General features: G+C 33.4%; 27 protein-coding genes. 20 read left to right on the forward strand and 7 right to left on the reverse strand.

Annotation, left to right across the window (positions count from 1 at the left end; genetic code table 11):
* Position 1 precedes the first annotated feature (1 nt).
* From LL966_RS07600 to LL966_RS07610, 3 genes are all read left to right on the forward strand, one after another.
* Positions 2-847, forward strand: coding sequence for a sulfurtransferase (locus tag LL966_RS07600; protein WP_229351951.1), 846 nt, complete (start codon positions 2-4; stop codon positions 845-847).
* 93 nt (positions 848-940) lie between these two features.
* Entirely contained in the window at positions 941-2,182 is a 1,242-nt protein-coding gene (locus LL966_RS07605) for an ATP-binding cassette domain-containing protein (RefSeq protein ID WP_229351956.1), read from the forward strand.
* A 152-nt stretch (positions 2,183-2,334) separates the two neighbouring features.
* Complete coding sequence (locus tag LL966_RS07610) at positions 2,335-2,949, forward strand: family 16 glycoside hydrolase (protein ID WP_229351972.1); 615 nt, start codon at positions 2,335-2,337, stop codon at positions 2,947-2,949.
* A 232-nt stretch (positions 2,950-3,181) separates the two neighbouring features.
* Here LL966_RS07610 and LL966_RS07615 read toward each other — a convergent pair whose 3' ends face one another.
* Both LL966_RS07615 and LL966_RS07620 read right to left on the reverse strand, forming a co-directional pair.
* On the reverse strand, positions 3,182-4,225 hold the full coding sequence (locus LL966_RS07615) for an RluA family pseudouridine synthase (RefSeq protein WP_229351981.1): 1,044 nt from the start codon (positions 4,223-4,225) through the stop codon (positions 3,182-3,184).
* Positions 4,215-4,835 (reverse strand): PASTA domain-containing protein, encoded by a 621-nt coding sequence (locus LL966_RS07620; RefSeq protein ID WP_229351983.1) that lies wholly within the window; start codon positions 4,833-4,835, stop codon positions 4,215-4,217. Before LL966_RS07620 ends, LL966_RS07615 begins: the two co-directional genes overlap by 11 nt.
* Positions 4,836-5,243: 408 nt before the next feature.
* On the opposite strand from LL966_RS07620, the gene LL966_RS07625 reads away from it, so the two are divergent.
* The 5 genes from LL966_RS07625 (at position 5,244) to LL966_RS07645 (ending at position 9,000) form a co-directional block, all read left to right on the forward strand.
* Positions 5,244-6,215 carry a D-alanine--D-alanine ligase gene (locus LL966_RS07625; RefSeq protein WP_229351986.1) on the forward strand — a complete coding sequence of 324 codons (972 nt, stop codon included), beginning with the start codon at positions 5,244-5,246 and terminating at the stop codon, positions 6,213-6,215.
* A 109-nt stretch (positions 6,216-6,324) separates the two neighbouring features.
* Complete coding sequence (locus LL966_RS07630; RefSeq protein WP_229351994.1) at positions 6,325-7,017, forward strand: DUF421 domain-containing protein; 693 nt, start codon at positions 6,325-6,327, stop codon at positions 7,015-7,017.
* Between the two features lie 84 nt (positions 7,018-7,101).
* Positions 7,102-7,725: a hypothetical protein gene (locus LL966_RS07635; RefSeq protein ID WP_229351996.1), complete on the forward strand. Its 624-nt coding sequence runs from the start codon at positions 7,102-7,104 to the stop codon at positions 7,723-7,725.
* Positions 7,726-7,792: 67 nt separating this feature from the next.
* Complete coding sequence (gene coaD, locus LL966_RS07640) at positions 7,793-8,251, forward strand: pantetheine-phosphate adenylyltransferase (protein WP_229352005.1); 459 nt, start codon at positions 7,793-7,795, stop codon at positions 8,249-8,251.
* 170 nt (positions 8,252-8,421) lie between these two features.
* Entirely contained in the window at positions 8,422-9,000 is a 579-nt protein-coding gene (locus LL966_RS07645; protein WP_229352007.1) for a PhnA domain-containing protein, read from the forward strand.
* Positions 9,001-9,195: 195 nt separating this feature from the next.
* Here LL966_RS07645 and LL966_RS07650 read toward each other — a convergent pair whose 3' ends face one another.
* Together LL966_RS07650 and LL966_RS07655 are read right to left on the reverse strand one after the other, a co-directional pair.
* On the reverse strand, positions 9,196-9,645 hold the full coding sequence (locus LL966_RS07650) for a hypothetical protein (protein ID WP_229352010.1): 450 nt from the start codon (positions 9,643-9,645) through the stop codon (positions 9,196-9,198).
* A gap of 239 nt (positions 9,646-9,884) precedes the next feature.
* Positions 9,885-11,249 carry a DEAD/DEAH box helicase gene (locus tag LL966_RS07655; RefSeq protein WP_229352019.1) on the reverse strand — a complete coding sequence of 455 codons (1,365 nt, stop codon included), beginning with the start codon at positions 11,247-11,249 and terminating at the stop codon, positions 9,885-9,887.
* Between the two features lie 263 nt (positions 11,250-11,512).
* Here LL966_RS07655 and LL966_RS07660 point away from each other — a divergent pair, with 263 nt between their 5' ends.
* Together LL966_RS07660 and LL966_RS07665 are read left to right on the forward strand one after the other, a co-directional pair.
* On the forward strand, positions 11,513-13,240 hold the full coding sequence (locus LL966_RS07660) for a M14 family metallopeptidase (protein ID WP_229352021.1): 1,728 nt from the start codon (positions 11,513-11,515) through the stop codon (positions 13,238-13,240).
* 128 nt (positions 13,241-13,368) lie between these two features.
* Positions 13,369-13,707, forward strand: a complete 339-nt coding sequence (locus tag LL966_RS07665; RefSeq protein ID WP_229352023.1) for a cyclic-phosphate processing receiver domain-containing protein — start codon at positions 13,369-13,371, stop codon at positions 13,705-13,707.
* Positions 13,708-14,253: 546 nt separating this feature from the next.
* On the opposite strand, the gene LL966_RS07670 is transcribed toward LL966_RS07665, so the two are convergent.
* Positions 14,254-14,904: an NUDIX hydrolase gene (locus tag LL966_RS07670; protein ID WP_229352025.1), complete on the reverse strand. Its 651-nt coding sequence runs from the start codon at positions 14,902-14,904 to the stop codon at positions 14,254-14,256.
* Positions 14,905-14,911: 7 nt separating this feature from the next.
* Here LL966_RS07670 and pyrE point away from each other — a divergent pair, with 7 nt between their 5' ends.
* The gene (gene pyrE / locus LL966_RS07675; RefSeq protein ID WP_184164774.1) at positions 14,912-15,556 is read left to right on the forward strand and encodes an orotate phosphoribosyltransferase; all 645 of its coding nucleotides are present in this window, start codon (positions 14,912-14,914) and stop codon (positions 15,554-15,556) included.
* A 134-nt stretch (positions 15,557-15,690) separates the two neighbouring features.
* Positions 15,691-16,083 (forward strand): SRPBCC family protein, encoded by a 393-nt coding sequence (locus LL966_RS07680; protein WP_229352027.1) that lies wholly within the window; start codon positions 15,691-15,693, stop codon positions 16,081-16,083.
* 255 nt (positions 16,084-16,338) lie between these two features.
* Here the strand turns inward: LL966_RS07680 and LL966_RS07685 are convergent, their stop codons facing one another.
* Positions 16,339-17,067 carry a biotin--[acetyl-CoA-carboxylase] ligase gene (locus tag LL966_RS07685; protein ID WP_229352029.1) on the reverse strand — a complete coding sequence of 243 codons (729 nt, stop codon included), beginning with the start codon at positions 17,065-17,067 and terminating at the stop codon, positions 16,339-16,341.
* Between the two features lie 94 nt (positions 17,068-17,161).
* Here LL966_RS07685 and rsfS point away from each other — a divergent pair, with 94 nt between their 5' ends.
* The 8 genes from rsfS (at position 17,162) to LL966_RS07725 (ending at position 23,915) form a co-directional block, all read left to right on the forward strand.
* Positions 17,162-17,533 carry a ribosome silencing factor gene (gene rsfS, locus LL966_RS07690; protein ID WP_007809313.1) on the forward strand — a complete coding sequence of 124 codons (372 nt, stop codon included), beginning with the start codon at positions 17,162-17,164 and terminating at the stop codon, positions 17,531-17,533.
* Between the two features lie 15 nt (positions 17,534-17,548).
* Complete coding sequence (gene ftsH, locus LL966_RS07695) at positions 17,549-19,474, forward strand: ATP-dependent zinc metalloprotease FtsH (protein WP_229352036.1); 1,926 nt, start codon at positions 17,549-17,551, stop codon at positions 19,472-19,474.
* A 116-nt stretch (positions 19,475-19,590) separates the two neighbouring features.
* Entirely contained in the window at positions 19,591-20,196 is a 606-nt protein-coding gene (locus LL966_RS07700) for a lactate utilization protein (RefSeq protein ID WP_229352038.1), read from the forward strand.
* A gap of 1 nt (position 20,197) precedes the next feature.
* Positions 20,198-21,088 carry a phosphatidate cytidylyltransferase gene (locus LL966_RS07705; protein WP_229352040.1) on the forward strand — a complete coding sequence of 297 codons (891 nt, stop codon included), beginning with the start codon at positions 20,198-20,200 and terminating at the stop codon, positions 21,086-21,088.
* The gene (locus tag LL966_RS07710) at positions 21,078-21,731 is read left to right on the forward strand and encodes a phosphatidylserine decarboxylase family protein (protein ID WP_229352042.1); all 654 of its coding nucleotides are present in this window, start codon (positions 21,078-21,080) and stop codon (positions 21,729-21,731) included. Before LL966_RS07705 ends, LL966_RS07710 begins: the two co-directional genes overlap by 11 nt.
* Positions 21,732-22,001: an acyl-CoA-binding protein gene (locus tag LL966_RS07715; protein WP_229352044.1), complete on the forward strand. Its 270-nt coding sequence runs from the start codon at positions 21,732-21,734 to the stop codon at positions 21,999-22,001.
* Between the two features lie 7 nt (positions 22,002-22,008).
* The gene (locus LL966_RS07720; RefSeq protein WP_229352046.1) at positions 22,009-22,788 is read left to right on the forward strand and encodes a superoxide dismutase; all 780 of its coding nucleotides are present in this window, start codon (positions 22,009-22,011) and stop codon (positions 22,786-22,788) included.
* Between the two features lie 59 nt (positions 22,789-22,847).
* Entirely contained in the window at positions 22,848-23,915 is a 1,068-nt protein-coding gene (locus LL966_RS07725; protein ID WP_229352047.1) for a glycoside hydrolase family 130 protein, read from the forward strand.
* 69 nt (positions 23,916-23,984) lie between these two features.
* On the opposite strand, the gene LL966_RS07730 is transcribed toward LL966_RS07725, so the two are convergent.
* On the reverse strand, positions 23,985-25,856 hold the full coding sequence (locus LL966_RS07730) for an alpha-amylase family protein (RefSeq protein ID WP_229352049.1): 1,872 nt from the start codon (positions 25,854-25,856) through the stop codon (positions 23,985-23,987).
* Positions 25,857-26,160 lie beyond the last annotated feature (304 nt).

The following is a 26,160-nucleotide window of genomic DNA, read 5'->3' on the forward strand; positions in this document are numbered from 1 at the left end:
AATGTCTACTACAATTTCTCCAATAATCACAGCCGAAGAATTAATTCAATTAAAAACTTCAGAAATCATTTTAGTTGATGCTCGAGCTGGTGCTAATGCTTTTGAAGCATATCAAAAAGATCATTTAAAAGATGCTCGTTTTGTTGATTTAAATCGAGACCTGGCTTCAATTCCTGAAAATCCAGCAAACGGTGGAAGACATCCTTTGCCATCGATAAAAACGTTTTCAGAAACACTTTCTACACTTGGAATTTCTTCTTCAAGCCATGTTGTGGTTTATGATGATAAAAATGGTTCTAACTTCGCTGCACGATTTTGGTGGATGATGCGTGCCATCGGACATGAAAAAATTCAGGTCTTAAATGGTGGTTTTCAAGCTGCAATTCAAGCAAGTCTTCCTACTAGTTCTGGAATTGAAAATTTTCAAAAAACAACGTATCCAATTCAAGAATGGAACTTACCATTAGCAGACATCGAAGAAGTCGAAAAAGCACGAAAGAGCTATCTAAACATCGTAATTGATGTTCGTGACAAAAATAGATTTGATGGTTTAACAGAACCACTAGATTTAATTGCAGGACACATTCCAGGAGCTGTAAATGTTCCGCTTACTGAAAATTTAGATGAAAATGGATTTTTTAAATCTGCTGCTGAATTGGCTCAAAAATATAAAGCTGTAATTGGAGATAAAAAAGAAGAAAACATAATCGTACATTGCGGATCAGGAGTTACAGCCTGCCATACTTTACTCGCAATGGATTATGCAGGGCTTCCGATTCCGAAATTATATGTAGGTTCATGGAGTGAATGGTCCAGAAACGACCGCGAAATGACAACAAAAAACTAGAATAGAAATTATATATTGCCACAGATTAAAGGATTATAAAGATTAATCATGCTAGTCTGTGAAATCTGTGGCAAAAAAAAATAAAAAATTACAATGCAACATTGGGATATACTTTTATCAAATCAAGTAAATAAGAAAGCTTTTATAGATACTATCTTAAACGGAGAAGCAAAAGGAGAATTAGCCATTTTCAACAATCTAAAAGGAATTTTGTTCTCTGATATTGCCATAGAAAAATTCATAGAAAAAGAATTTCAATACGATAGTGTTGAAACTTCTCCAAGTTCAAACAGACAATTAAGAACTTTCTCTTCTGGAGAACGTAAAAAAGAGTTTTTACGCTACTGCATTAATCAAAAACCTGATTTTATTATATTTGATAATCCGTTTGATCATTTAGATCAGCCTTCAAGAGTAATTCTTGCCGATTCTTTAAAAGATCTTACAAATGACATTGCTATTATCCAGCTTGTAAACCGTACTGTTGACGTATTGGAATTTGTCCCAAATAAAGCTTTAATCAAAGACAATACTTTCGAATTACATACATTCGTAAAGACTGAAAATCATTTTAAAACTTTAAATACAGCCGCAATTCCAAAAGCTTTAGAACCGCATAATTTTCACGAAAGTGTATTGATAAAATTAGACGATGTTTCAGTAAGTTACGAAGAACGTAAAATCCTGAACAACATTTCATGGACTGTAAAACAAGGTGAATTTTGGCAGTTAATTGGCCCAAATGGTTCTGGTAAAAGCACTATTTTATCTTTAATAACAGGCGATAATCCGAAAGGTTTTGGACAAAATTTATTTTTGTTCGGAAGAAAAAAAGGAACTGGTGAAAGTGTTTGGGAAATCAAAAAACAAATCGGAATTTTTACCACTTCAATGACCGATTTATTTCAAAAAGGACATACGTTAGAACAAATGATTCTTTCGGGATTCTTCGACCAAATCGGACTTTATACCGAACCTTCAACACATCAGAAAAACATAGTTACACAATGGCTTGAAGTAATCGAAATGACTCATTTACGTAAAAAACGTTTTATTGATCTTTCTATCGGACAGCAAAGAGTTGCCTTAATCGTTCGTGCCGTTTTAAAACATCCGCCATTATTAATTTTAGACGAACCTGTAGAAGGTCTAGACGACGAAAATGTTGATTTAGTAATTCAATTAATCAACACCATAAAACAAGAAACCAATGTGAGCATCATTTACGTTTCGCACCGAATCGAACAAGGCCTTGCTCCTACTTCAGTTTTCGAACTTTTACCATCAGAAACGGGATCAAGCGGAAGAATAAAATACCATTCAGAATTGAATTAAAAATGAATTAGAAAATGAGATAATTTGTCAATTAGAAAATTTATCGACAGAACCTAAAGTATATATGTAGAGGCGCACTGCAGTGCGTCTCCGCAACGAATATCCACAATACGTTAGATGCATAGCAGTGCACCCCTACGCAATACCAAATTATGACAAAGCAAATAAGCATTACATTTATTTTTTTTCTGATCTTAAGTTCGTGTTCAAGCACGATATCGACTTCTAAAAATGAATATATTTTACAGCATTCAAAAGAACTAAAATCAAATTGGACAATCCATTCTAAAGAATGGGTTTTAAAAGATGATACTCTTACAGGAAGCGGTTCTCTTTCACCTTGGGGAGTTTTGGTTTCAAAAAAACAGCTCCCAAAGAACTATGAAATTGATTTTAAAGTCAACATGTCAAATTCATCTTTATTCGAAATCATGCTCAATTTGGATAAAGGAAAATACATTAGAACCTACTTATACCAAATTGATCAAAACATTGTAATTGGTGAAGGAGTCTATGATAAAAAAGATGATTCATATGGCAAACGAGGTGGAAAAACCTTATTCAAAAAAACAATGAAATTACAAAATAACAAATGGTATGTTGTAAAAATCAGAGTTACAAATAACCAATTATATTTTTCCGTAGACAACAAAACTTATTTAGAATGTTACGTTGAAAAAAGCAATCTAAACCAAAAAGGAAAAATAGGTTTCATAACCAACGGAGAAGTCAAAATAACGGATTTAGCAATTAAAACTCTACAATAATTAAATTAATGGAAACAAATATGCCATTAATATTCTAACACAAAACATATGTGTAGAGACGCACAGTGCCTCTCCGCAATATCCACAATACGTTAGACGCACTGCAGTGTGTCTCTACAGAATATTGGAACGATAATAAAATTACATTAAAACAAAAAAGCTCCTAAAAGGAGCTTTTTTGTTTATTTTGATTAAAGAAATTATCTAATTTTCTAATTGACAAATTATCTAATTACTCTTCTTCTTCAACATTATGCGACTTCACATAAACACGCCATTTCTCGATACAATCTTGAAAATCCTGAGGAAGTTCTGTATCAAAACGCATCATTTCGCCTGTATTTGGATGAACAAAACCAAGCGTTTTTGCATGCAGTGCCTGACGTGGTAAAGCTTTAAAACAATTCTCTATAAACTGTTTATATTTTGTAAAAGTCGTTCCTTTCAAAATCAAATGTCCGCCATAACGTTCATCATTAAACAATGGATGACCGATATGTTTCATGTGCGCACGAATCTGGTGTGTTCTTCCCGTTTCTAGTTTACAAGAAATCAAAGTCACATAACCAAAACGCTCCAAAACTTTATAATGCGTAATCGCAGGTTTTCCAATCTCAGGATCAGCAAAAACAGCCATTTGCATACGGTCTTTCAAATGTCTTGCAAGGTTTCCTTCAATTGTACCGCTTTCTGCAGTAACATTTCCCCAGACCAAAGCAATATATTCACGCTCTGTAGTTTTAGCTTCAAATTGTTTTGCTAAATGTGTCATTGCAGCTTCTGTTTTGGCTACAACCAAAAGTCCAGAAGTATCCTTGTCAATTCGGTGAACCAAACCAGGGCGTTCGCTGCTGTTCATTGGCAAATTATCAAAATGATGTGCCAAAGCATTTACCAAAGTTCCAGTATAATTTCCGTGACCTGGATGCACAACCATTCCCGGCTCTTTGTTAATCAACAAAAAGGCATCATCTTCATAAACTATATTAATCGGAAGATCTTCGGGAAGAATATGATTCTCGTACGGAGGATGCGACAACATTACCGTTATCACATCAAAAGGTTTTACTTTATAATTTGATTTTACTGGAATTTCGTTTACGAATATATTTCCGTCGTTTGCCGCGTTCTGAATTTTATTTCGCGTGGCATTCTGAATCAAATTCATTAAATATTTGTCAATACGCAAAAACGCTTGACCTTTAGGCACTTCAAATCTGTAATGCTCGAATAATTCGTCTTCCAGATCTAAATTTTCTTCAATATTATTGTTCATCATTTGGGGTTTCTGCAGGCTCCGTTGCTGTACTGTCTGCCTGGCTTTCATCTACATAACTTGCTTTTCCGTCACCTAAAACTAAATCAATTTTAGAAGCTTTAAGCACACGATCTCCTACTTTTAAGTTTCTTCCTTTCAAACGCATTTCCAAAACCATATCTTTTCCAAGATTCGGAATATAAGTAATTGTTCCAAGCTCTAGACCTAAAGCTTTTAAAGTTGGTACAGCTTCTCGGTATGTTTTTTCGATTAAATCAGGAATTTTAACAGATGAAAAACCTGAAGCATTAATCTTAATATAAATCTTTCTTCCCACTTTAACCTTTGTTCCAGGAAGCGGATCTTGTTCAACCACACTATATTTTGGAAATTCACTTCTGTAATCAACACTATCTAAAAGAACATAATCTAAATCCAGTTCATCCAATTTTTCTTCTACCTGCTCTTCTGTCAATTTAGACAAATTCGGAACCGAAATTTCGTGACCGTGATCTGTTGTAAAAGTTAACCAATGCATAAATAAATAACCAATAACCGCGATAATAGCTGCGGCCGCAAGCAATTGCAAGAAAAAAACTCGGCTTGTTAAATACTGACGTAAACTCATAAATTTATTTTTAATAGCGACAAAGATAAAGTATTTCGTTTCAAAAAAAATGATAATTTTGTTTAAAACAAGAAACTCGCATGATTGTCATCCTGAACCAAGTCGAAGGATAATTTTCAGGAGCTATTTCCCGCTTTCGCCTATATTCCCGATAAACAAAAACTACGGCTAAAAAGCCTTGTTTTTCTAAATCGGGAGATACCGGCTCTATCGGGGCTAGGGCATTCGGTTTCAAAAGAACGTTTTCTATTTGTCAGACTGAGCGAAGTCGAAGTCAAACAAAGTGATTCAGATGCGAGACTTCGGCTTCGCTCAGTCTGACAAAACAAAATAAAAAATTAGTGGAAATTCGTGCAATTAGTGGCGAAAACAAATTAAACAAATTAACGATTAAACAAAAAAAAGTCAATGAAAAACATTGCCATCATCATGGGCGGATATTCAAGCGAATACAAAATTTCGCTAATCAGCGGAAACGTTGTGTACCAATATCTTGATAAAACAAAATACAACGGATTCAGAATTCACATTTTCAAAGAAAAATGGGTTTATGTAGACCAAAACGATGCCGAATTCCCAATCGATAGAAATGATTTTTCTGTAACAGTAAACGGCGAAAAAATCACATTTGACTGTGTTTTCAACGCTATTCACGGAACCCCAGGCGAAGACGGATTAATGCAGGCTTACTTCGAATTAATCGGATTGCCACAATCTTCTTGCGATTATTACCAATCGGCTCTTACATTCAATAAAAGAGATTTATTATCCGTTTTAAAACCATACGGAATCAAAACGGCAATTTCTTATTATTTGAACAAAGGAGACGAAATCAACACATCTGAAATTGTTAAAAAAGTAGGTTTACCATGCTTCGTAAAACCAAACAAAGCTGGTTCAAGTTTCGGAATCTCAAAAGTAAAAACCGAAGCAGAATTGCCAATCGCAATTGAAGTAGCTTACAAAGAAGACAACGAAATTATCATAGAAAGTTTACTTGACGGAACTGAAGTTTCTGTTGGTGTAATTAATTACCAAGGAGAAATTAAAGTTTTACCAATTACAGAAATTGTATCAGACAATGATTTCTTCGATTATGAAGCCAAATACGAAGGGAAATCGCAAGAAATCACGCCAGCAAGGATCTCTGACGAATTGACTCAAAAAGTGGGAGAAACAGCAAAACGTGCATACGAAGTTTTAAAAATGAAAGGTTTCTCAAGAAGCGAATTCATTATCGTAGACAACGAACCGTATATGCTGGAAATGAACACAATTCCAGGATTAACAACAGAAAGTTTAATTCCGCAACAAGCAAAAGCAGCCGGAATTTCTCTAGAAGATTTATTTACAAATGCAATTGAGTTAGCGCTTGTGTAAAGATGCTAAGATACTAAGGTGCTAAGATTCTAAGATTTTAGCACCTTTATTTTTTTTAGACACAAAACTTAGTAACTTAGAATCTCAGAACCTTAGCACCTCAAAAAAAATGAAACAAATATTTGAATGGGATAGACTCTTTTTTAACAGCTTGCCAGAGAGTTTTATTCTCGAAGTAATATTTCGTTCTACGGTAATGTTTATTATTTTACTTCTGACTTTAAAATTAGCCGGAAAAAGAGGCGTAAAACAATTATCAATTTTCGAAACAGTAATTATTATTGCATTAGGTTCTGCCGCTGGCGACCCAATGTTTTATGAAGATGTCGGAATAGTTCCTGCAGCCGTTGTTTTTACGGTAATTATTATTTTATATCGTTCTGTAACTTGGCTGACAGGAAAAAGCAAAAAGTTCGAAGAATTTATTGAAGGAAAAACAGAGTGTCTAATCAATGACGGGAAATTTTCGATCTCTACTTTCAAAAAAGAAAGTCTGGCACAAGACGAATTTTTCGCAGAACTTCGCATCAGATCAATTGAACATTTAGGTCAAGTACAACATGCTTTTATAGAAACCAGCGGCGAAATAAGCGTATTTTTTTATCCAGATGAAAAAGTAAAACATGGGCTTCCGATTTTACCTTCATTATTTAACGCAAAAAGCAAATTCATTTCAAGCGACGGACTCTACGCCTGTTCTTTCTGCGGACACACACAAGAAGTAAAAAAAGGAACTGCAACTTGTAATGTCTGCCAAAAAGAAGAATGGGTTGAAGCGATAAAAACACTTAGAATAACATAAAAATTTAAACGCCAAAAAAGAAAGTTCCAAATTCCAAATCACACAAAACTTATTATTTTAGAACTTTAGAAACTCCTAAAACATATGCTTTTTCTAATTGGAACAAAAGATTCGAATGTAAAAAACGGGTCCATCAAAAACGAAAAATGTCCCAAATGTGGCATTGAGAATACTTTAAATTTCAGCATTTTTAGACGTTACGTTTTTATCACAATGATTCCGCTTTTTCCTGTTGGAAAAACGGTTAATATAGAATGTAAAAGCTGTAAAAACATATTTTATTACGAAGATTTAACTTTAGATGGACAGGAAAAGCTGAGAAATGAAAAACTTGAAAGTTCAATTTGGATGTTTTCTGGAACCATTCTTTTATTATTGTTTCTTGTCTATTTCGCTAATAATTATATCCAAAATAAGGATGATCTCACAATTTTGATAAAAGAGCCAACCGTTGGTGATGTCTATAATTTAAAATTTTCAAATGGCTATTATTCTACATTTAAAATTGATAAAATAACTTCAGACAGTGTTTTTACGACACATAATGATTTTGACGCTTATATGCCCTACGAAGTTGATGATTTAGATAAAACGGAAAACTACTCCAATAAAAAAGTTTCCTATTCAAAAAAGGAATTAATGCAACTTTATCAAAATGGAGAAATTTTAAAAATAAGACATAAAAATTATTCATTAGAAGCAGAATAGAAAAATTCCTTCAACAAAATAAAACCTTTGTACCTTTAAACTCCAAAAACCTTAGAACCTCAAAAAAATGCGAAAAGCCATATTCCCAGGATCATTTGACCCCATTACACTTGGACACGAAGATATTATCAAAAGAGGACTCCCTTTATTTGATGAAATCGTAATTGCAATTGGTGTTAATGCCGAAAAAAAATACATGTTTTCATTAGAAGAAAGAAAGCGTTTTATTGAAGAAACTTTCAAAAATGAGCCAAAAATTTCGGTTATTACGTATGAAGGACTAACAATTGATTTGGCAAAAAAACTAAAAGCTAATTTTATTTTAAGAGGTCTTCGTAATCCTGCCGATTTCGAATTTGAAAAAGCAATCGCACATACGAATAGAAAACTTTCTAAAATAGAAACGGTATTTCTTTTGACAGCTGCAAGTACATCATTTATTAGTTCGAGCATTGTTCGTGATGTATTACGTCATGGTGGTGAATATGAAATGTTGGTTCCGAATGCTGTTAGGGTTAAGAAATAATACAATTAAAATAATCCAAAGACTCAAAATCACTGCGAGCAACGAAGCAAGGACACTATGCTGAATATAGCAAATGAGATTGCTTCGTTCCTCGCAATGACTAAAATAGAAAAACTTGCTAGCGAAGCAAATTATAAGTAATTTCGCATTTTTAAAATAAACACCAAATAATGAGCATCGAAAGAGAATTAAGCAAACGAAGCGGATCTAAATGTGAACTTTGTGGCGCTGAAGAAAATTTAAAAGTTTATCAAGTCCTTCCAACTAAAAAAGGCGGAATTGATGAAGCTGTATTAGCCTGTAACACCTGTATTGACCAAATTGAAAATCCAGACAACGTAGATTTGAATCACTGGAGATGCCTTAATGACAGTATGTGGAACGAAAATATTCCGGTACAAGTTGTGGCTTGGAGAATGTTAAGTCGTTTACGCGCTGCTGGCTGGCCACAAGAATTACTTGATATGATGTATCTCGATGAAGATACTCTAGAATGGGCAAAAGCAACTGGCGAAGGCGAAGATGATGAAAACAAACTAGTTCACCGTGACAGTAACGGCGTAGTACTACAACACGGAGATTCGGTTGTGTTAATCAAAGATCTTAAAGTAAAAGGTTCTAGCATGGTTGCCAAACAAGGAACTGCCGTTAGAAACATCCGTTTAGACCACGAAAATGCCGAATATATTGAAGGAAAAGTAGATGGTCAGCAGATTGTGATTATTACGCAATATGTGAAGAAGATTTAATTTTTAAGGTTCAGAGTGACAAAGATACAAAGGAACAAAGTTCCAAAACTTTATTACTTTGTCACTCTGAACCTTTTAGAACATAAAAACAAAAAAGCTGTTCTAAATAGAACAGCTTTTTTTATGATAGTAAAAAAGATAAAGGACTCAAACTTTGTCCCTTTGTCTCTCTGTATCTTTGAACCTTAAAGAAAATTATTTCTGGAATAATTTACTAATTTGATCTTTTACTAAAGGCTCAGAAACATTGTTTGTTGCAGCGTCTCTTTCTTTGCTAGAAACCATAAATTGTACTGTAGCTTTATCTGGAACAACATTTCCAGTATAGTGCAACCAAATGTAATTGTTAGGTAATTCTAATTTGATATCGTATAAAGGTGTTGCTGTAAAACCTCCCATAATGATGTTGTATAGGTTATTGTAATCATTATTAAGGTTTTTGAATGAAAATTTTCTCAAATTAGAAGAATCATCATCATCGGTTAGAATAGTAGTGTAATACACTGTGTATTCGTCTCCAATTTTTTGAATGTAATTGTTGTTTACTTTTCCTAATTTCTCAACAGGAACAGTTTCAAGAACTTTGATTTGTGCAAACGAAATAAAGCTAAAGAACAAAGCAGCAATGGTAATAATGTTTTTCATAATGAATTTGGGGTTTACAATTTTACTGTAGCAAAAAAACATAGAAATATTGAAAAAACACCTATCAAACGATTATTTTTTTAACATAAAATTGTAAAACTTAACCATTCAACTCTAAAACACTGAAATACAAATAAATAAATCTAAAAATCAAATTCTAAATTTCAAATTCTAAATTCCAAATTCTAAATTCCAAATTCTAAAAATCTAAAATCTATCCCGAGGCTTCGGGACTAAAATCAATACTTTCCTTTCTTCTCTTCTTCCACTTTTTTGATCACATTACGAGCAACTTCAATTTTAAACTTTTTACCTTTCATCTTTTCGTCTTTGACATTTTTCAGTAAATCCTTTACCTTATTGTATTTTACCGCCGCAAACGAAACGAAATCTTTTACTTCAATTAATCCTAAATCTTCTTTTTCTAATTTCCCTTTTTGAGAAAAGAAACCCACAATATCAAATTTATTCAATTTTGTTTTCTTTCCTCCACTGATATAAATAGTTTGAAATTGAGGCGGATTTGGCAATGAAACTTTTCCTTCGACATCCAAAACCTTCATTTCATAATCAATGTAGTCCAATTGTTTTTCACTTTCGTGAATGATAATATACGCCGTTCCGGTTGCCTGCATACGTGCTGTACGCCCATTTCTATGCGTAAATTCATCTTCTTTTAAAGGTAAATGATAATGAATAACGTGTTTCATTTCAGGAATATCCAAACCTCTGGCTGCCAAATCGGTTGTAACTAGATACGTTACGCTTCCATTTCTAAACTGAATCAAAGCACGTTCACGTTCTTCCTGATCCATTCCGCCATGATAATAAACAGAATAAATTCCTTTTTCGTTTAACGTATCACTGATACGTTCTGCCGCATCACGATGATTACAGAAAATAATAGCCGATTCTGATTTTAAAGAGCAAATCAGATTGAACAAACTTTGCAGTTTATCTTTAGATGGCGAAACTACCATTTTCATCGAAAGATTGGCTTTTTCTTCTTCCTCTGGAATAAAATCTAAAACTGTCGGATTTACCACGCGCGTATATTTCGGAATCTCAATATCTGAAGTTGCCGAAACCAGAACTCTTTTGTTTACTTTAGGCAATCTTCCGATAATGAAAGACATTTGTTCATGAAACCCTAATTGAAGCGATTTATCAAACTCGTCTAAAATCAAAGTCTGAATTTTATCGGTTCTAAAAGTATCTCTTTCAATATGATCGGCAATTCTTCCAGGCGTTCCTATTAAAACCGCCGGAGGATTGCTTAAGTTTTTCATTTCTGTTTCAATAGAATGTCCTCCGTAACAGATATTGACTTTGTATTGCGTTCCCATTTTCTTCCAAACTTGCTCAATTTGTAATCCCAATTCGCGAGACGGAACTAAAATCAAACATTGAACAGAAAGAATTTCAGGCTGTAATAATTCTAAAATAGGAAGCAAAAACGCTAACGTTTTTCCTGATCCTGTTGGAGAAAGTAATAAAACGTTGTTTTCGTTCAAAATGGCGTCATGCGCCATTTCTTGCATTTCGTTCAGACTCTGAATTCCTAAATTCGAAAGTATATTGTTGGAATGGTGTTTTTTATTCATTTTGCAAAAGTAGTCAAAAAAGTTGTTTCAAGTTTTTCTTGTGTCAGGTTTCAAGTTTATTTAACCGCATTCATGTGCAAAGATTTTCTTTCACGCAGATTTTGCAGATTTAGGCAGATCAAAAAGGATTTTTATAATCAAAAATGAATCTGCTTAAATCTGTAAAATCTGCGTGAAACCATTAACCACAAAGCATATCAACGTGAAACCTGAAACTTGAAACAAATAAAACTATTATATTTGATTATCAAAAAACCAAAATCATGAAACTTCTCACCATTTTCTTTTCACTTTTCACCATCACTCTTTTCGCTCAAAACAATAAAAAATACGAAACTTTTTTTGAAAAAGGAAACGGAAATCAATCGGCAACTTATCAAGAAACTATCGCTTATTTTAAAATGCTAGCAAATGATTTCCCGACAATTCAGATAAAAGAAATGGGATTGACAGATTCTGGTGAACCTTTGCAAATGATTACCTTTAATCCTGATAAAGAATTTGATTTTGATAAAATCCAGAAAACCAAAGCCGTTCTTTTTGTCAACAACGGAATACACGCGGGAGAACCAGACGGAATTGATGCCACAATGCAATTCTACAGAGATTTAGCAACAGGAAAAATGAAAGCGCCAAAAAATACCGTTTTAGTTGCGATTCCTGTTTATAATATTGGCGGTGCTTTAAATAGAAATTCCACAACTCGTGCCAATCAAGACGGACCTGAAATTTATGGTTTTAGAGGAAATGCCAGAAACTACGATTTGAATCGTGATTTAATGAAATCGGATACGAGAAACACAAAAAGTTTTGTCGAGATTTTTCAAAAAATAAATGCAGATGTTTTTATTGATAATCACGTAAGTAACGGTTCTGATTATCAATACAAACTAACTTACATCATGACGCAGCATAATAAACTCGGAGCTGTTTTGGGTGATTTTATGAATAACGAAATGATGCCGGCTTTGGTAAAAGATCTTCAGAAAAAGAAAATCGAAACAACGCCTTATGTCGATTCTTTTAAAGATACGCCAGACAAAGGTTTCGGGCAGTTTGTCGATAGTCCGAGATATACTACGGGTTACACTTCTCTATTTAATACGATTGGTTTTGTCGTTGAAACACATATGCTGAAAAAATATGCCGAACGTGTAAAAATGACCTACGAATACATGAAATCGACTTTGGATTTTACCGATGCGAATTATCAGAAAATAAAAGATTTAAGAATAAAGAATTTAGAACAGTATCAGCCAAAAAAATCATACACTTTAAAATGGGAATTGGACAGTACAAAAGCGACTACTTTTTCGTTTTTAGGTTATGAAGCCGGTTACAAAAAAAGTGACGCTACAACTGGAAATCGCTTGTATTACGACAGAACAAAACCGTACAAAAAAGACGTTCCGTACATTAAAGAATTTAAATCGGTTAAAGAAGTGGTGATTCCGACGGCTTACATTGTTCCGAAAGGGTATTGGAATATTATTGACCTTTTGAAAAACAATAATATCTCGTTTAAACAAATTAAAAACGACACGATTATAGAAGTTGAAAGTTACAGAATTGCCGATTTTAAAACCGTTCCGTCTGCTTACGAAGGACATTATTTGCACAGAAATACAACCGTAACTTCTAAGATCGTTAAAATGACTTTCGCTAAAGGAGATTACATTGTTCCAACGAATCAAAAAGGTGTAAAATATCTTGTAGAAGCTTTTGAACCAGAAGGCGTTGATTCGTTGTTTAACTGGAATTTCTTCGATCCGATTTTGCAGCAAAAAGAACATTATTCAGAATATATTTTTGAAGATACTGCGGCAAATATTTTAAAAGAAAATCCAAATCTAAAAGCAGAATTAGAAGCTAAAAAACAAAACGACCGCGAGTTTGCTAAAAACCCTGAAGCGCAATTGGATTGGATTTATAAACATTCTGTTTATTATGAAAAGGCTCATATGCAGTATCCTGTTTATCGTGTTTTGTAGATTTTTTTTTAACGCAAAGTTCGCTAAGATTTTTTTATTTTGACCGGGTTTTGTTTGCGGTAAGAACGCAAAGCTTTGAGTGTAAAACTTTGACAAAGCTGAATTAAGATTTTTTACTTTTAAAAATTATGACATACAAACTTTTTCTTGACGATATTAGAGATGTAAATATGGTTTACAAAAAATTAACTAATGATGATTTTATTGTGGTTAGAAATTCCCATGATTTCAAAAAAGTAATTCTTGAAAAAGGCCTTCCCGAATTAATTAGTTTTGACAATGATTTAGGTCTTGATGAAAATGATAATGTTGCCGAGGATGGTTACGCATGCGCCAAATGGTTGGTTTATGAATCTGGAATTGATTTGTTAAATCTAAAATTCAATGTTCATTCTGCAAATCCTGTTGCGAGTCAACAAATTCAAGGCTTATTGGATAATTATATTAAACATTTGAAATCAAAATAGTGTAGATTAGCAATCTACTCCTGTAACGAAAACAACTATAAAAAACAAGAATTCTTACTTCGCGGGCACGGATCGCAAATCCGCGCTATCGGACACTTGTTTTGTGGATAATATTGCTACATTATTCAAACGTTCCTACGGAACGTATAAACACAAATCTTTTTTCTACCAACGAAACATTCCTAACGGAATGAATCTCTAGCGAAAAAATCTAAAACTTTAAACTTAAAACAAATCTCTCCTGCTAGCGCGAGCGTCCCGCTCGTAAACATAATCTAAGTCAAAACTAGAAGGGCACGGGCGAGACGCTCGCGTCAGCAAAAAACTTAAAACTTAAAACTTAAAACAAAATTTCAAACACAAAGCATATCTTCGCGTGAGGGATAGAAGCAAGCTACCGAAGTAGCGCGGATAGCCCGACAGCAATAAAAAAAAGACCCAATGAACGCAAAGTTGATTGGGTCTTTTTTTTATTGGTGGCACGCCCGTATATTTAAACTTCAAATTTTAAATCCCAAATTCAAAGTAAATTTTGAAATCGGTAAATTAAATGGAATCTGGTCCTGATCGATAAGCAACAGGTGGCACATTTTTTTCTGTTGGAACTTTTTCTTCTTCAAACAATAATTTAATGTTTTCGTAAGAGTTTTTAAGCGCTTCTTTGATTTGTTCTGGGTTTAGCCACGCTACTTTTTCGATTCCTTCTTCTAATTGCCCGTGTGGCGTTCCTTCAAAATCAGAATGCATTTCGAACCAATGCGTGATTTTTAGTTTGTATTTTCCGTTGCGTTTGAAGATATGATAGGTTTTCTGCAATTTATTGATAATACGAAGCTGATTTACCCCTGTTTCTTCTTCTACTTCACGCATTGCAGTGGCTTCAATCTCCTCGCCTTTCTCGATTCCGCCTTTTGGCAAATCCCATTTTCCGTTTCTAAAGATAAATAAAACCTCACCTTTTTTATTGTACACAAAGCCTCCGCCCGCTTTATTCACAGGAATTTTGGCTTTTAGGGTTTTCATCATTTCACTTTCGTCGGGATGATAAAGAATGGCTTTTTGAATTTTATTTTGAAAAATTTTTATAATAAGCTGTTCTATATCAATACTCTCTAACAAGAACAATTGGAAATCTGTTTCCTTAGAGATTTCATTTGTCAAAAAAAGTGGTTTGTCGTTTACAAAAACTTTATACATTTGTATTATGATTTTTAATAAAGATACTGCCGAAAAAACAGCCGAATTGCTTTTGCAAATAAATGCAATTAAATTGAATCCCGAAAATCCTTTTACATGGGCTTCTGGCTGGAAATCTCCTATTTACTGTGATAATAGGTTAATTCTTTCATTTCCGAGCATCAGAAACTATGTTCGTGATGAATTTGCTAAAAATATCGAAAAACAATTTGGAAAGCCCGATGTGATCGCTGGTGTCGCTACTGGAGCCATTGGAGTTGGAATTTTGGTTGCCGAAAGTTTAGGACTACCATTCGTATACGTGCGTCCAGAGCCTAAAAAACACGGTAGACAAAACCAAGTGGAAGGTTTTTTACAAAAAGGACAAAATGTTGTGGTTGTAGAAGATTTGATTAGTACTGGAAAAAGCAGTTTAATGGCGGTCGAAGCTTTAAGAAGCGAAGGTGCGAACATTAAAGGAATGGCTGCAATCTTTACTTACGGTTTTGGTGTTGCTGAAGAAAATTTCAAAGAAGCTAATTTGGATTTATTCACTTTAAGCAACTACGAAAACTTATTAGATTTAGCGGTTCAAAAACAATATATTACAGAAGATCAGCAATCAACTCTATTAGAATGGAACGAAAGTCCGTCTACTTGGGGACAGGAATAGATTTTAGTCCCGAAGCCTCGGGATAGATTTTAGATTTTAGATTTGCGAACTTGGCGTTTTATAAAGTCATAGTATAGAAAAAACCTTGCGTTCTTTGCGTTAAAAAACAAAAAAACAAAAACAAAAAATAATATATGAACTTAGAAAGTCCAAAAGTTACTGTTCAGAAATCAGCTCAAGATTTATTTGATCAATTGACTGATGTTAAGAATTTTGAAAAATTAATGCCGGATAACATCGCTAAATTTGAAGTGACTGGCGAAGACGCTTTTATTTTTGGATTGAAAGGGATGCCGGAAATCAAATTGAAAATGAAAGAAAAAACAGCTCCAAACAAAATCGTTTTGGGCGCTGCAAGTGATAAACTTCCGTTTACACTAACTTCAAACATTGATAGTGTTTCTGATTCAGAAAGCGCAGTTCAATTATTTTTTGAAGGCGAATTCAACGCGATGATGGCAATGATGGTTAAAGGTCCGATTAGTAAGTTTATTGAAACTTTAGCAAACAATATGAACAAATTATAATTGTGAATTGTAAATTGCGAATTATAAATTAAAAGTCCAATCTACCGATTGGACTTTTTTGTTTTTGTCATTTCGACATAAGGAGAAATCTCACTCGGAATTATGTATGGATTGACGAAATTTTTTGTAGAATTTCTAGTGTGATTTCTCCTTACGTCGAAATGACAAACTATGTGGTAACTTTACGTTAGACGCACTGCAGTGCGTCTCTACAGAAAAACTTTGTCACTTTGCTTCTCTGTAACTTTGCGACTCTCAATAAAGCATCTTAACCTCTTTAATTTCAAATTCAGCAACAGAATCATCTTCTAACAAAACCTGTAATTTTCCTATTGGAGAAACGCCTTGAATGATTCCCATAAAATCTTGGTTATTTTTGTCTCGAAATGCTGTTGGAACCCCTTTTTTAAACAAAAAATTAAAATAATCTGTCCAGAAACTCTCCGACGAGGTTTTCCATAGCTGAATTTTCTCTTTTAGTTTTTCAACTATTAAAACCGCTAATTTTTCTTTATCGAAAGTTTTTCCTGAAATTACCGAAATAGAAGAAGCTGTTGGTAATTCACTAAAATCGGTTTGATTCACATTAACTCCAATTCCGACAACTGACACTATTCTGCCATCGCTTTTTATGGTGTTTTCGATTAATATGCCAACCAATTTCTTATTGTATGACAGAATGTCGTTTGGCCATTTTATACCTATATCAGGAATATTTAACGATTTTAAAACCTCTGCAACTGACAGAGAAGTCAGAAGGCTTAGATTAAAAACATCTTCGTTCTTAAATATAAAATCTTTAACCAAGATGCTCATAATTAAGTTTTTACCTACTTCAGACTTCCAAACCCCACCCACTTGTCCTTTGCCTTTTGTCTGATTTTCAGCAGTTACAACTGTAAAATTTTCTACATCTTCTTGGCTTGACAATGATTTCAGGAAATCATTTGTCGAATCTATGGCATCGAGTTTGATTAGTTTCATTAAATAATTTAAATAACTTAATTTAATATTTTGTTAAGGTTCAAAAATAATCACAAAATTTGGTAACTTTACAAATTCACATATAAAATAGTTCATGGCGAAAAAGACGATTAATAATGATGTTCTACTGGCGAACATAATCAAAGGGATTGAAGAAGTAAAAGGAAATGATATCGACATTCTTGACTTAAGAGAAATAGATACTGCAGTATGCGATTATTTTGTGATCTGCAACGGTAGTTCAAACACCCAAGTAAACGCCATCGTAAACTCAATTCAAAAAACAGTATCAAAAGACTTAAAAGATAAGCCTTGGCACGTAGAAGGAACCGATAATGCAGAATGGGTTTTAATGGATTATGTACACATTGTTGTTCATGTTTTCCAGAAACATATTCGCGAATATTACAATATCGAAAGCCTTTGGGGCGATGCCAAAATAACTACAATCGAGAACAAATACTAAAGAAACTTTCATTAAATGGCTAAAGATAATAATCCAAATCCGAATAAATTTAAAATAAGTCCTTGGTTAATATATACCGCAATACTTTTAGTTTTTTTATTCATAAGTTTTGCCACAGGAGGATCAAGCTTAAGCGAGCCTGCCCAATTAACTTCTTCTAAATTCAATACACTTTTAGAAAAAGGCCAAATTGAAAAGGTTATTGTTTACAACAAAGCTGAAGCTGAAGTATATTTAAATGCTGCTGCTCTTAAAGACCCAGCAAATAAAAAAGTAGCTGAAGACATTTTCAAACAACCAAACAAAGGTCCACATTACACTTTGGAAATTGGTAACGATCAAATCTTTCAGACTAAACTAGAAAAAGCAGTTAGCGAAGGCAAACTGAAAGATTTCAATTTTCTTCAGAAAAATAACTGGAGCGATATTTTAATCAGTTTACTTCCTATCATCATCATTGTTGGTGTATGGATTTTCATCATGCGCAAAATGTCTGGCGGTGGCGCTGGGGGTGGCGGACAAATTTTCAATATTGGAAAATCTAAAGCTAAATTGTTTGATGAAAAAACAGATATCAAAACAACATTTAAAGATGTTGCTGGTTTAGAAGGTGCAAAAGAGGAAATTCAAGAAATTGTTGAATTCCTTAAAAACCCAGAAAAATACACGAATCTTGGAGGTAAAATTCCAAAGGGAGCTTTACTTGTTGGACCTCCGGGAACTGGTAAAACTTTATTGGCAAAAGCTGTTGCTGGTGAAGCCCAAGTACCTTTCTTCTCTTTATCAGGTTCTGATTTCGTAGAGATGTTCGTAGGAGTTGGTGCGTCACGTGTACGTGATTTATTCAAACAAGCAAAAGAAAAATCTCCAGCTATTATCTTCATCGACGAGATTGATGCTGTTGGTAGAGCAAGAGGAAAAAGCAATATGTCTGGCGGAAACGATGAAAGAGAAAACACATTGAACCAATTACTGACAGAAATGGACGGTTTTGGAACAAACTCTAACGTAATTGTTTTGGCTGCGACCAATAGAGCAGACGTTTTGGACAAAGCTTTAATGCGTGCTGGACGTTTTGACAGACAAATTTTTGTTGACTTACCAGACATTCGCGAGAGAGCTGAAATCTTTAAAGTTCACTTAGCTCCTATTAAAAAAGTAGAAGGTCTTGATTTAGACTTTTTAGCAAAACAAACTCCAGGTTTCTCTGGTGCTGATATTGCTAACGTTTGTAACGAAGCTGCCTTAATTGCTGCACGTAATAACAAACCAGCAGTAGATAGACAAGATTTCCTTGACGCTGTTGATAGAATCATTGGTGGTTTAGAAAAGAAAAATAAAATCATCACTCCAGAAGAGAAAAGAGCAATTGCAATTCACGAAGCTGGACACGCAACTGTAAGCTGGATGTTAGAGCACGCTGCGCCACTTATTAAAGTAACCATTGTTCCTCGTGGACAAAGTTTAGGAGCTGCATGGTATTTACCAGAAGAAAGACAAATCGTAAGAACAGATCAAATGTTAGACGAAATGTGTGCTACTATGGGCGGTAGAGCTGCCGAAAAAGTAACTTTTGACAGAATTTCTACTGGTGCTTTAAGCGATTTAGAAAAAGTAACACGTCAAGCTCGTGCAATGGTAACTATTTACGGATTGAACGATAAAATCGGAAACGTTACTTATTACGATTCAAGCGGACAAAGTGAATACAGTTTTTCTAAACCATATTCTGATGAGACTGCAAAAATTATCGATGCTGAAATTTCAGAATTAATTGAAGGCCAATACCAGAGAGCGATTCAAATTTTAGAAGAAAACAAAGATAAACTGAATCAACTTGCTGATATTCTGATTGAAAAAGAAGTTATCTTTAAAGATGATTTAGAAAACATTTTCGGAAAACGTACTTTTGACAAAAATCTAGAAGAAGTAGTTTCATAAATAATTACGAAAAACGTAATAAATTTTCAAAATCTTAATTCAAAACACCCTTTTGAATTAAGATTTTTTTATCTTTGAACGTTTTCAATTAACATGTAAAGCATTTCATATAAAAAATGAATTTTTTCAAAAAAATATTTGGCTCAAGTGAAGCCGCTTCTGACGAAGAGCACGAAAGCGAATATGCAGGCACATCTGCACAGAACAGTCATTTATCTTTAGATGAACAATTTATTTTCAATTTTAAAAAAAATGGAGGTAAATTCTTGTACTGTGAAAATAAAGCAGAAGTTGCTGAGCAGTTTGAAAACATTTTAGAAGAGAATGACTGGTTTGAAAGTGAAGTGTTATGTTATGAACCAGCACTTTTTAGTTTATTAGAAGAAAACAAACTGTTTTATAACGCACCTTCTAAACCAAAGTTTCTATTAGCAAGTTGTGAAAATCTTATTGCTGATGAAGGCTCTATCTTGTTTTCATCTAAACAGATTAGACAAAATAAACCAAACGAATTACCCGCAAATATTGTTATAATAGCAACAACAAGCCAAATCCTCCCAATGAAAAGCGATGGATTAAGTGCTATAAAGCGTAAATACGAAAGGGACTATCCTACTAACATTACTACCATAAAATATTTCGAAAAAGCAAAAGAAGAAGACTTTACTCAATACGGAAGTGTTGCTAAAAACCTCTATTTATTGCTTTTAGAAGATCTTTAAGATGAACGAAACACTGAAGAGAACCATTTCTGGTGCTGTTTATATCGCTTTATTATTAGCCTCCATATTGTTTTCTACAGAAAGCTTCATTGCCCTTTTTGGCGTTTTCTTAATTATTACGATATACGAGTTTTCTAATATCGTAAACTTAAACAAAGTGTTTTCCATACTTTTTGGAATTATAGTTTATTCTACAACTATTCTTATAAGTCATTACAACAAACAAACAAGTAAGTTTTTAAACGAAACATTTAATTCCAATATCAGCTTAGAAACTAATATCAAACAATTAGATCTAGTACTTCTTGCTATTACAATTGTAGTTTCAATAAAATGCATCATATTCCTTTTTTATGATTCTGTTCAAAAAATAAGCACATCTTCAAAATACCTGTATTTATTAGGATATATTACACTTCCATTTATTTTCATCGTTAAAATTTCTTTTGGAACGAATGACTACAATCCGAAGATTATAATTGGATTATTTGTCCTGATCTGGACTAATGACACTTTTGCTTATTTAGTTGGAAAATCAATGGGAAAACATAAATTGTTTGAACGCGTTTCTCCTAAAAAAACGATAGAAGGTTTTCTTGGCGGTGTTGTTTTTGCCGCTTTTGCAGGTTTTTTAATTTCTAAATTATATATTCAGCCAAATCCCGAATTTAGCAGTAAATCAATTTTAATCTGGACAATAATCGCTTTAATTGTGAGCGTTTTTGGAACTATTGGAGATTTGATCGAATCTAAATTTAAACGAATTGCCGGTATAAAAGACAGCGGTTCGATTATGCCTGGACATGGTGGTATTCTAGATCGATTAGATAGTGTTATATTTGTAGCACCAATTATATTTTTATTTTATCAAATTTTATATTATGTTTCATAAAGAAGGTGGCCCGTCTATTTTATTAGGTACTGTTTTTACAGTAGCTGTACTTTTAATTGCTGATAAATTCATTGATATTTCTTGGCTGAGAATGCTTGTTCAATTTGCAGCTCTTTTAATCTTGATTATTATTTTACAATTCTTTAGAAATCCGAAAAGAATTGCAATTAGAAACAGTGATCATATTCTTGCTCCTGTAGATGGAAAAGTAGTTGTTATTGAAGAAGTTTATGAAGGAGAATATTTTAAAGACAAACGCTTACAGGTTTCTATTTTTATGTCGCCAATCAATGTACACGTTACGCGTTACGCAATGGATGGTATCATTAAATTTAGTAAATACCACCCTGGAAAATTCTTAGTAGCATGGCATCCAAAAGCAAGTGAAGAAAATGAAAGAACTACAGTAGTTATCGAAAATGAAACTTTTGGAGCTATTTTGTACAGACAAATTGCTGGTGCATTAGCTCGTAGAATTGTAAACTATGCTAAAGAAGGAATGCAGGTTGTGCAGGGAACTGATGCTGGTTTTATTAAATTTGGTTCAAGAGTAGATTTATTTTTACCTTTAGGTACACCAATCAACGTTGAGTTAAATCAGAAAGCAGTTGGAGGGAAAACAATTATTGCTACGAAAGCATAAATGGCTGAAAAAGATTTAGATATTCGCTTTGCTGAAGCTGTAGAAATTGCTATGACAATGACTCAGGCCTCACTGCCACAAGATGTGCAGTTAAGATTGTATGCTTATTACAAACAAGCCACTTTTGGAACAGCAGTTTACAATCATTCTGAAAATTTTGATTTGAGAGATGCTTTCAAAACGAATGCTTGGATGCAGATAAGCCACATTTCGACTGATGAAGCCAAAGAAAATTACATTGAGATTATCAATTCATTAACATCAAAATAAATACATTATGAAGAAAAACGTTGTTCTTTTTAGCACTTTAGCTTCATTTTTACTATTATTTTCCTGTAAAGAAGACAAGCTGGTTGAAGTTGTCGAAGTTCCGCTTCCAACTAAAGAAGAAAAAATATCGATTGGCTCACCAAATGATGTTAAAGCAGATCCAGGCTCATTTGAAATGACAAAATTGCCATTTAATTATGACGGTCTCGCTCCAGATATCAGAACTTTGACTTTAGAAACACATTATTCTAAACATTACTTATCTTATACAAACAATTTTAATAAAGAAATTGTGTCGACTGAGTTCGAAAACATGCCGATTGAAGATATTTTAAAAAAGATGGATTTAAATAATGCTAAACTTCGTCAGAATGCAGGCGGTTATTATAATCACACACTTTATTTTAATATTTTAACTCCTAAAGAACAAACTCCTAAAGATACTTTAGCAGGTTCTATTAACAAAGAATTTGGTTCTTTTAATAATCTAACGAATCAATTTAAAGCAAAATCTGAAAAGCAATTTGGTTCTGGATGGGTTTGGCTTGTTGTAGACCGATATGGTAAATTGCAAATTACAACAACCGAAAATCAAGATAATCCGTTAATGAGAAATGCCTTAATACCTGGAACACCTATTATGGGAATTGATCTTTGGGAACATGCTTACTATCTGGATTATCAAAACCGAAAAGGAAGTTACATTAACGCTTTCTACCAACATATCAATTGGGAAAAAGTAAATGAATATTACGTTGAAGCCCTTAAAAAGGTTAAAAAAGTATAGAAAAAAAGCTGATACAATTTAAGTGCCAGCTTTTTTTTATAACTTAATGGTAATTAGACATGAAGAACATGAGAGATATTGCCCATCGTTTTACAGAAAACCCATTATTGTCCCCATCAGACATACCGCCAAGCAGAGAAGGTTTAGAAATTAGCTGCTTGTTAAATCCCGGCGTGTTTCAATTTCAAAATAAAATCTGGCTTGCTGTACGAGTTGCCGAAAGACCGAAACAAATAGAAAACATTATTTCGTTTCCAATTTTGACAGACTCAGGCTCAATTCAGATTATTAAAATTCTAAAAGATGATCCCGAACTTATCGCAACAGATGCGCGTGTAATCAATTACCAAGGGATTGACTATCTAACTACTTTATCACACATTAGATTATTGTGCAGTGAAGATGGGAAGCACTTTTATGAACCTGAAGATTACCCTAATTTGGTTGGCGAAGGAATTTTAGAAACATTTGGAATAGAAGATTGTCGTGTCTCATTGATTGAAGGAAAATATTATTTGACATTTACTTCAGTATCTGACAATGGTGTTGGTGTTGGTTTGAGAACAACAACTGACTGGAAAAATTTTGAAAAACACGGAATGATCTTTCCAGCTCATAACAAGGATTGCGCTATTTTCGAAGAAAAAATAAATGGATTATTCTACGCTTTACACCGCCCCAGCAGCGTTGATATTGGAGGAAATTATATCTGGATAGCTTCTTCTCCAGATGGTATACATTGGGGAAATCATCGATGCATTGTAAAAACTCGAAAAAATCTTTGGGATAGTAAAAGAGTTGGCGCAGGCGCGGCACCCATAAAAACAGAAAAAGGCTGGCTTGAAATTTATCACGGAGCAAATGAATCTCATCAATATTGTTTAGGTGCTTTTTTAATGGATTTAGAAAACCCTTCAAAAGTAATTTCAAGAACCGAAGAACCGATTATGTTTCCAAAAACAGATTATGAATTGAGCGGTTTTTTCGGAAATGTAGTTTTTACAAACGGCCATGTAGTAGAACCAGATGGCGACACGCTTACGATTTATTACGGTGCCTCTGATGAATTTGTATGTGGTGCGACTTTTTCGATAAAAGAAATCCTTTCACTTTTAAAAGAGATCTAAAAACAATAAAACCAGCTTAGAATTTGTACGATCTAAGCTGGTTTATTTTAAAATCTTTAGTTTATTATTTTAGTTTACTTCATAAATAAATGATTCAGAAGGTTTTATTTTAACTCGTGCCGAACCTTCTCCATTTTTGACTGTAAGATATGTCTTGCTCTTTAAATATAGTTTATCTACAAGCACATATGAACCATCTTTTAAATTCCATTTTGAAATGAGAGATGAAGGAATTTTTAGATCAAATTCACTTTCTTTTTCAGATGAAAAGTTAACAATTACAATCAGTTTTTGTTTTGCCGACCATCGTGCGTATGAATACAACAAGGCATCGTAACCTGTATTATTTTGACGATTTGCCGACTGAATTTCTTCAAAACTTCCCATTAAAGCATCACTTTCTATGGTAAAATTCAATAAACGTTTGTAAAAATCACGTAGTTGTTTTTCTGATTCTGATAATTTTCCACCATCAAATTTTCCATCATTCATCCAACGCTGATGATTTGGAACTCCGATATAATCAAAGATTGAAGTTCTCGAACGTTTTCCGAAGCCGGCATCTTCATTTCCAGCCTCTCCTACTTCTTGCCCGAAATAAATCATGGTTGGAGAAGTACTGATTGTTGCTGAAACCACCATTAAAGGTTTTCCTCTTTCAGGAGTTCCCGCAAATTCTGGACTAGCTAAACGCTGTTCATCATGATTGTCTAAGAAATGCAACATATGATGTTCAATATCAGACATTCCTCTTTGAATATTATTTAATTCATCTGGCGAAGATTTCCCTCGTATAACATCTTTCAATTTATCATACGTTTCTACTTTATCATACAAATAATTCATTTTTCCTAAACGGATATAATTTCGATATTCATTCGGATTGTATACTTCTGCCAAAAGGAATGCATTCGGATTTTTCATTTTAATAGAAGAGTTCATGTAGCTCCAAAATTCATAAGGAACCATTTCTGCCATATCATAACGGAATCCATCAACACCTTTTGAAGTCCAGTATAAAGCAATATCTCGGAATTTTTTCCAAGAATTTGGAACATCTTTATCCTGCCAAAATGCAAAATGTTCTTGATATGATTTTTGATCAAAACCAGCAGGAAGTTCAGGAAAATCTTTACTGCCGTCAGGACGAACGCCGTAGTTCACTTTTACCGTTTCATACCAATCATTTTGATCTGGTTTAAATTTTCTTGATCCATTTCCTGTCCATTTTGCTGGATTCTCATCAAACTTTCCATCAATCAAATTATTCTTTTCTCCATTTAATGGAATATCACCATCTGGAATTTCAAAATGTTCATTTGGAATGTAATAAAAATTATTATCTCTTTTGTATTCAACTGTCACATCATCATCTGCACCAAAATCTTTCACGCCTTCAGGATTTGATTTTCCTTCATATTTTCTAGCAATATGATTCGGAACAATGTCAATAATCACTTTTAAACCAGCGTTATGAGTTCGTTTAATTAAAGCCTCAAATTCTTCCAAACGTTTAGCAGGATCTACAGCCAAATCTGGATTTACATTATAATAATCTTTTACAGCATAAGGCGATCCTGCGCGCCCTTTTACCACTTCCGGATCATCATTTGAGATTCCGTACGCAGTATAATCATTTACCAAAGCATGATGAGGCACGCCCGTATACCAAATATAATTTACGCCTAAATCTTTTATTTCGTGAAGTGCTTTATCTGTAAAATCATTAAATTTTCCAACGCCATTTTCTTCTATTGTGCCCCAAGGTTTGTTGTTTGTATTTTTATTTCCGAACAGGCGTGTAAAAACTTGATATACTACAATTTTCTTATCATTAGAATGATTTTCTTTTACTTCACTCATTTTTAAATCTTTTGTTTTGCATCCAGAAAACAACATTGTTGTGGCAATTCCGACAGCAATAAACTTACTTTTTATCATATCTTTTTTAATCTAAACTTCTCTTTTAAAGGCTTCATAACTCCTATCGAATCTTAAAACCAATTATTAAATTTAGTTTATTTTTTAAAACTTAAAAGAAAGTTAGTTTCAATTGTTTCTTTAAGCTTAAAAATGGGTCAACTACAACGTAAGAGTTTCGTAATTTGTTGATAAAATTGATGGAGATTCAAAATGACAATGGCTCAAAAAAACAAAGGTTTTAAATAACTAGAAAAATTTGAAGAATTTTAAACAGAAAAACGCTGAACCTTTGTGACTCTGAACCTTTGAAGCTTAAAAAATA

Origin of the sequence: Flavobacterium chungbukense, from assembly GCF_020805785.1 — a bacterium.
In the GTDB taxonomy this organism is placed as follows: domain Bacteria; phylum Bacteroidota; class Bacteroidia; order Flavobacteriales; family Flavobacteriaceae; genus Flavobacterium; species Flavobacterium chungbukense.

Excerpts from the sequence above, each read along its gene's own strand:
- LL966_RS07600 (WP_229351951.1), top strand. The coding sequence starts at position 2 with ATGTCTACTACAATTTCTCCAATAATCACAGCCGAAGAATTAATTCAA.
- LL966_RS07605 (WP_229351956.1), top strand. The coding sequence starts at position 941 with ATGCAACATTGGGATATACTTTTATCAAATCAAGTAAATAAGAAAGCT.
- LL966_RS07610 (WP_229351972.1), top strand. The coding sequence starts at position 2,335 with ATGACAAAGCAAATAAGCATTACATTTATTTTTTTTCTGATCTTAAGT.
- LL966_RS07615 (WP_229351981.1), bottom strand. The coding sequence starts at position 4,225 with ATGAACAATAATATTGAAGAAAATTTAGATCTGGAAGACGAATTATTC.
- LL966_RS07620 (WP_229351983.1), bottom strand. The coding sequence starts at position 4,835 with ATGAGTTTACGTCAGTATTTAACAAGCCGAGTTTTTTTCTTGCAATTG.
- LL966_RS07625 (WP_229351986.1), top strand. The coding sequence starts at position 5,244 with ATGAAAAACATTGCCATCATCATGGGCGGATATTCAAGCGAATACAAA.
- LL966_RS07630 (WP_229351994.1), top strand. The coding sequence starts at position 6,325 with ATGAAACAAATATTTGAATGGGATAGACTCTTTTTTAACAGCTTGCCA.
- LL966_RS07635 (WP_229351996.1), top strand. The coding sequence starts at position 7,102 with ATGCTTTTTCTAATTGGAACAAAAGATTCGAATGTAAAAAACGGGTCC.
- coaD (WP_229352005.1), top strand. The coding sequence starts at position 7,793 with ATGCGAAAAGCCATATTCCCAGGATCATTTGACCCCATTACACTTGGA.
- LL966_RS07645 (WP_229352007.1), top strand. The coding sequence starts at position 8,422 with ATGAGCATCGAAAGAGAATTAAGCAAACGAAGCGGATCTAAATGTGAA.
- LL966_RS07650 (WP_229352010.1), bottom strand. The coding sequence starts at position 9,645 with ATGAAAAACATTATTACCATTGCTGCTTTGTTCTTTAGCTTTATTTCG.
- LL966_RS07655 (WP_229352019.1), bottom strand. The coding sequence starts at position 11,249 with ATGAATAAAAAACACCATTCCAACAATATACTTTCGAATTTAGGAATT.
- LL966_RS07660 (WP_229352021.1), top strand. The coding sequence starts at position 11,513 with ATGAAACTTCTCACCATTTTCTTTTCACTTTTCACCATCACTCTTTTC.
- LL966_RS07665 (WP_229352023.1), top strand. The coding sequence starts at position 13,369 with ATGACATACAAACTTTTTCTTGACGATATTAGAGATGTAAATATGGTT.
- LL966_RS07670 (WP_229352025.1), bottom strand. The coding sequence starts at position 14,904 with ATGTATAAAGTTTTTGTAAACGACAAACCACTTTTTTTGACAAATGAA.
- pyrE (WP_184164774.1), top strand. The coding sequence starts at position 14,912 with ATGATTTTTAATAAAGATACTGCCGAAAAAACAGCCGAATTGCTTTTG.
- LL966_RS07680 (WP_229352027.1), top strand. The coding sequence starts at position 15,691 with ATGAACTTAGAAAGTCCAAAAGTTACTGTTCAGAAATCAGCTCAAGAT.
- LL966_RS07685 (WP_229352029.1), bottom strand. The coding sequence starts at position 17,067 with ATGAAACTAATCAAACTCGATGCCATAGATTCGACAAATGATTTCCTG.
- rsfS (WP_007809313.1), top strand. The coding sequence starts at position 17,162 with ATGGCGAAAAAGACGATTAATAATGATGTTCTACTGGCGAACATAATC.
- ftsH (WP_229352036.1), top strand. The coding sequence starts at position 17,549 with ATGGCTAAAGATAATAATCCAAATCCGAATAAATTTAAAATAAGTCCT.
- LL966_RS07700 (WP_229352038.1), top strand. The coding sequence starts at position 19,591 with ATGAATTTTTTCAAAAAAATATTTGGCTCAAGTGAAGCCGCTTCTGAC.
- LL966_RS07705 (WP_229352040.1), top strand. The coding sequence starts at position 20,198 with ATGAACGAAACACTGAAGAGAACCATTTCTGGTGCTGTTTATATCGCT.
- LL966_RS07710 (WP_229352042.1), top strand. The coding sequence starts at position 21,078 with ATGTTTCATAAAGAAGGTGGCCCGTCTATTTTATTAGGTACTGTTTTT.
- LL966_RS07715 (WP_229352044.1), top strand. The coding sequence starts at position 21,732 with ATGGCTGAAAAAGATTTAGATATTCGCTTTGCTGAAGCTGTAGAAATT.
- LL966_RS07720 (WP_229352046.1), top strand. The coding sequence starts at position 22,009 with ATGAAGAAAAACGTTGTTCTTTTTAGCACTTTAGCTTCATTTTTACTA.
- LL966_RS07725 (WP_229352047.1), top strand. The coding sequence starts at position 22,848 with ATGAAGAACATGAGAGATATTGCCCATCGTTTTACAGAAAACCCATTA.
- LL966_RS07730 (WP_229352049.1), bottom strand. The coding sequence starts at position 25,856 with ATGATAAAAAGTAAGTTTATTGCTGTCGGAATTGCCACAACAATGTTG.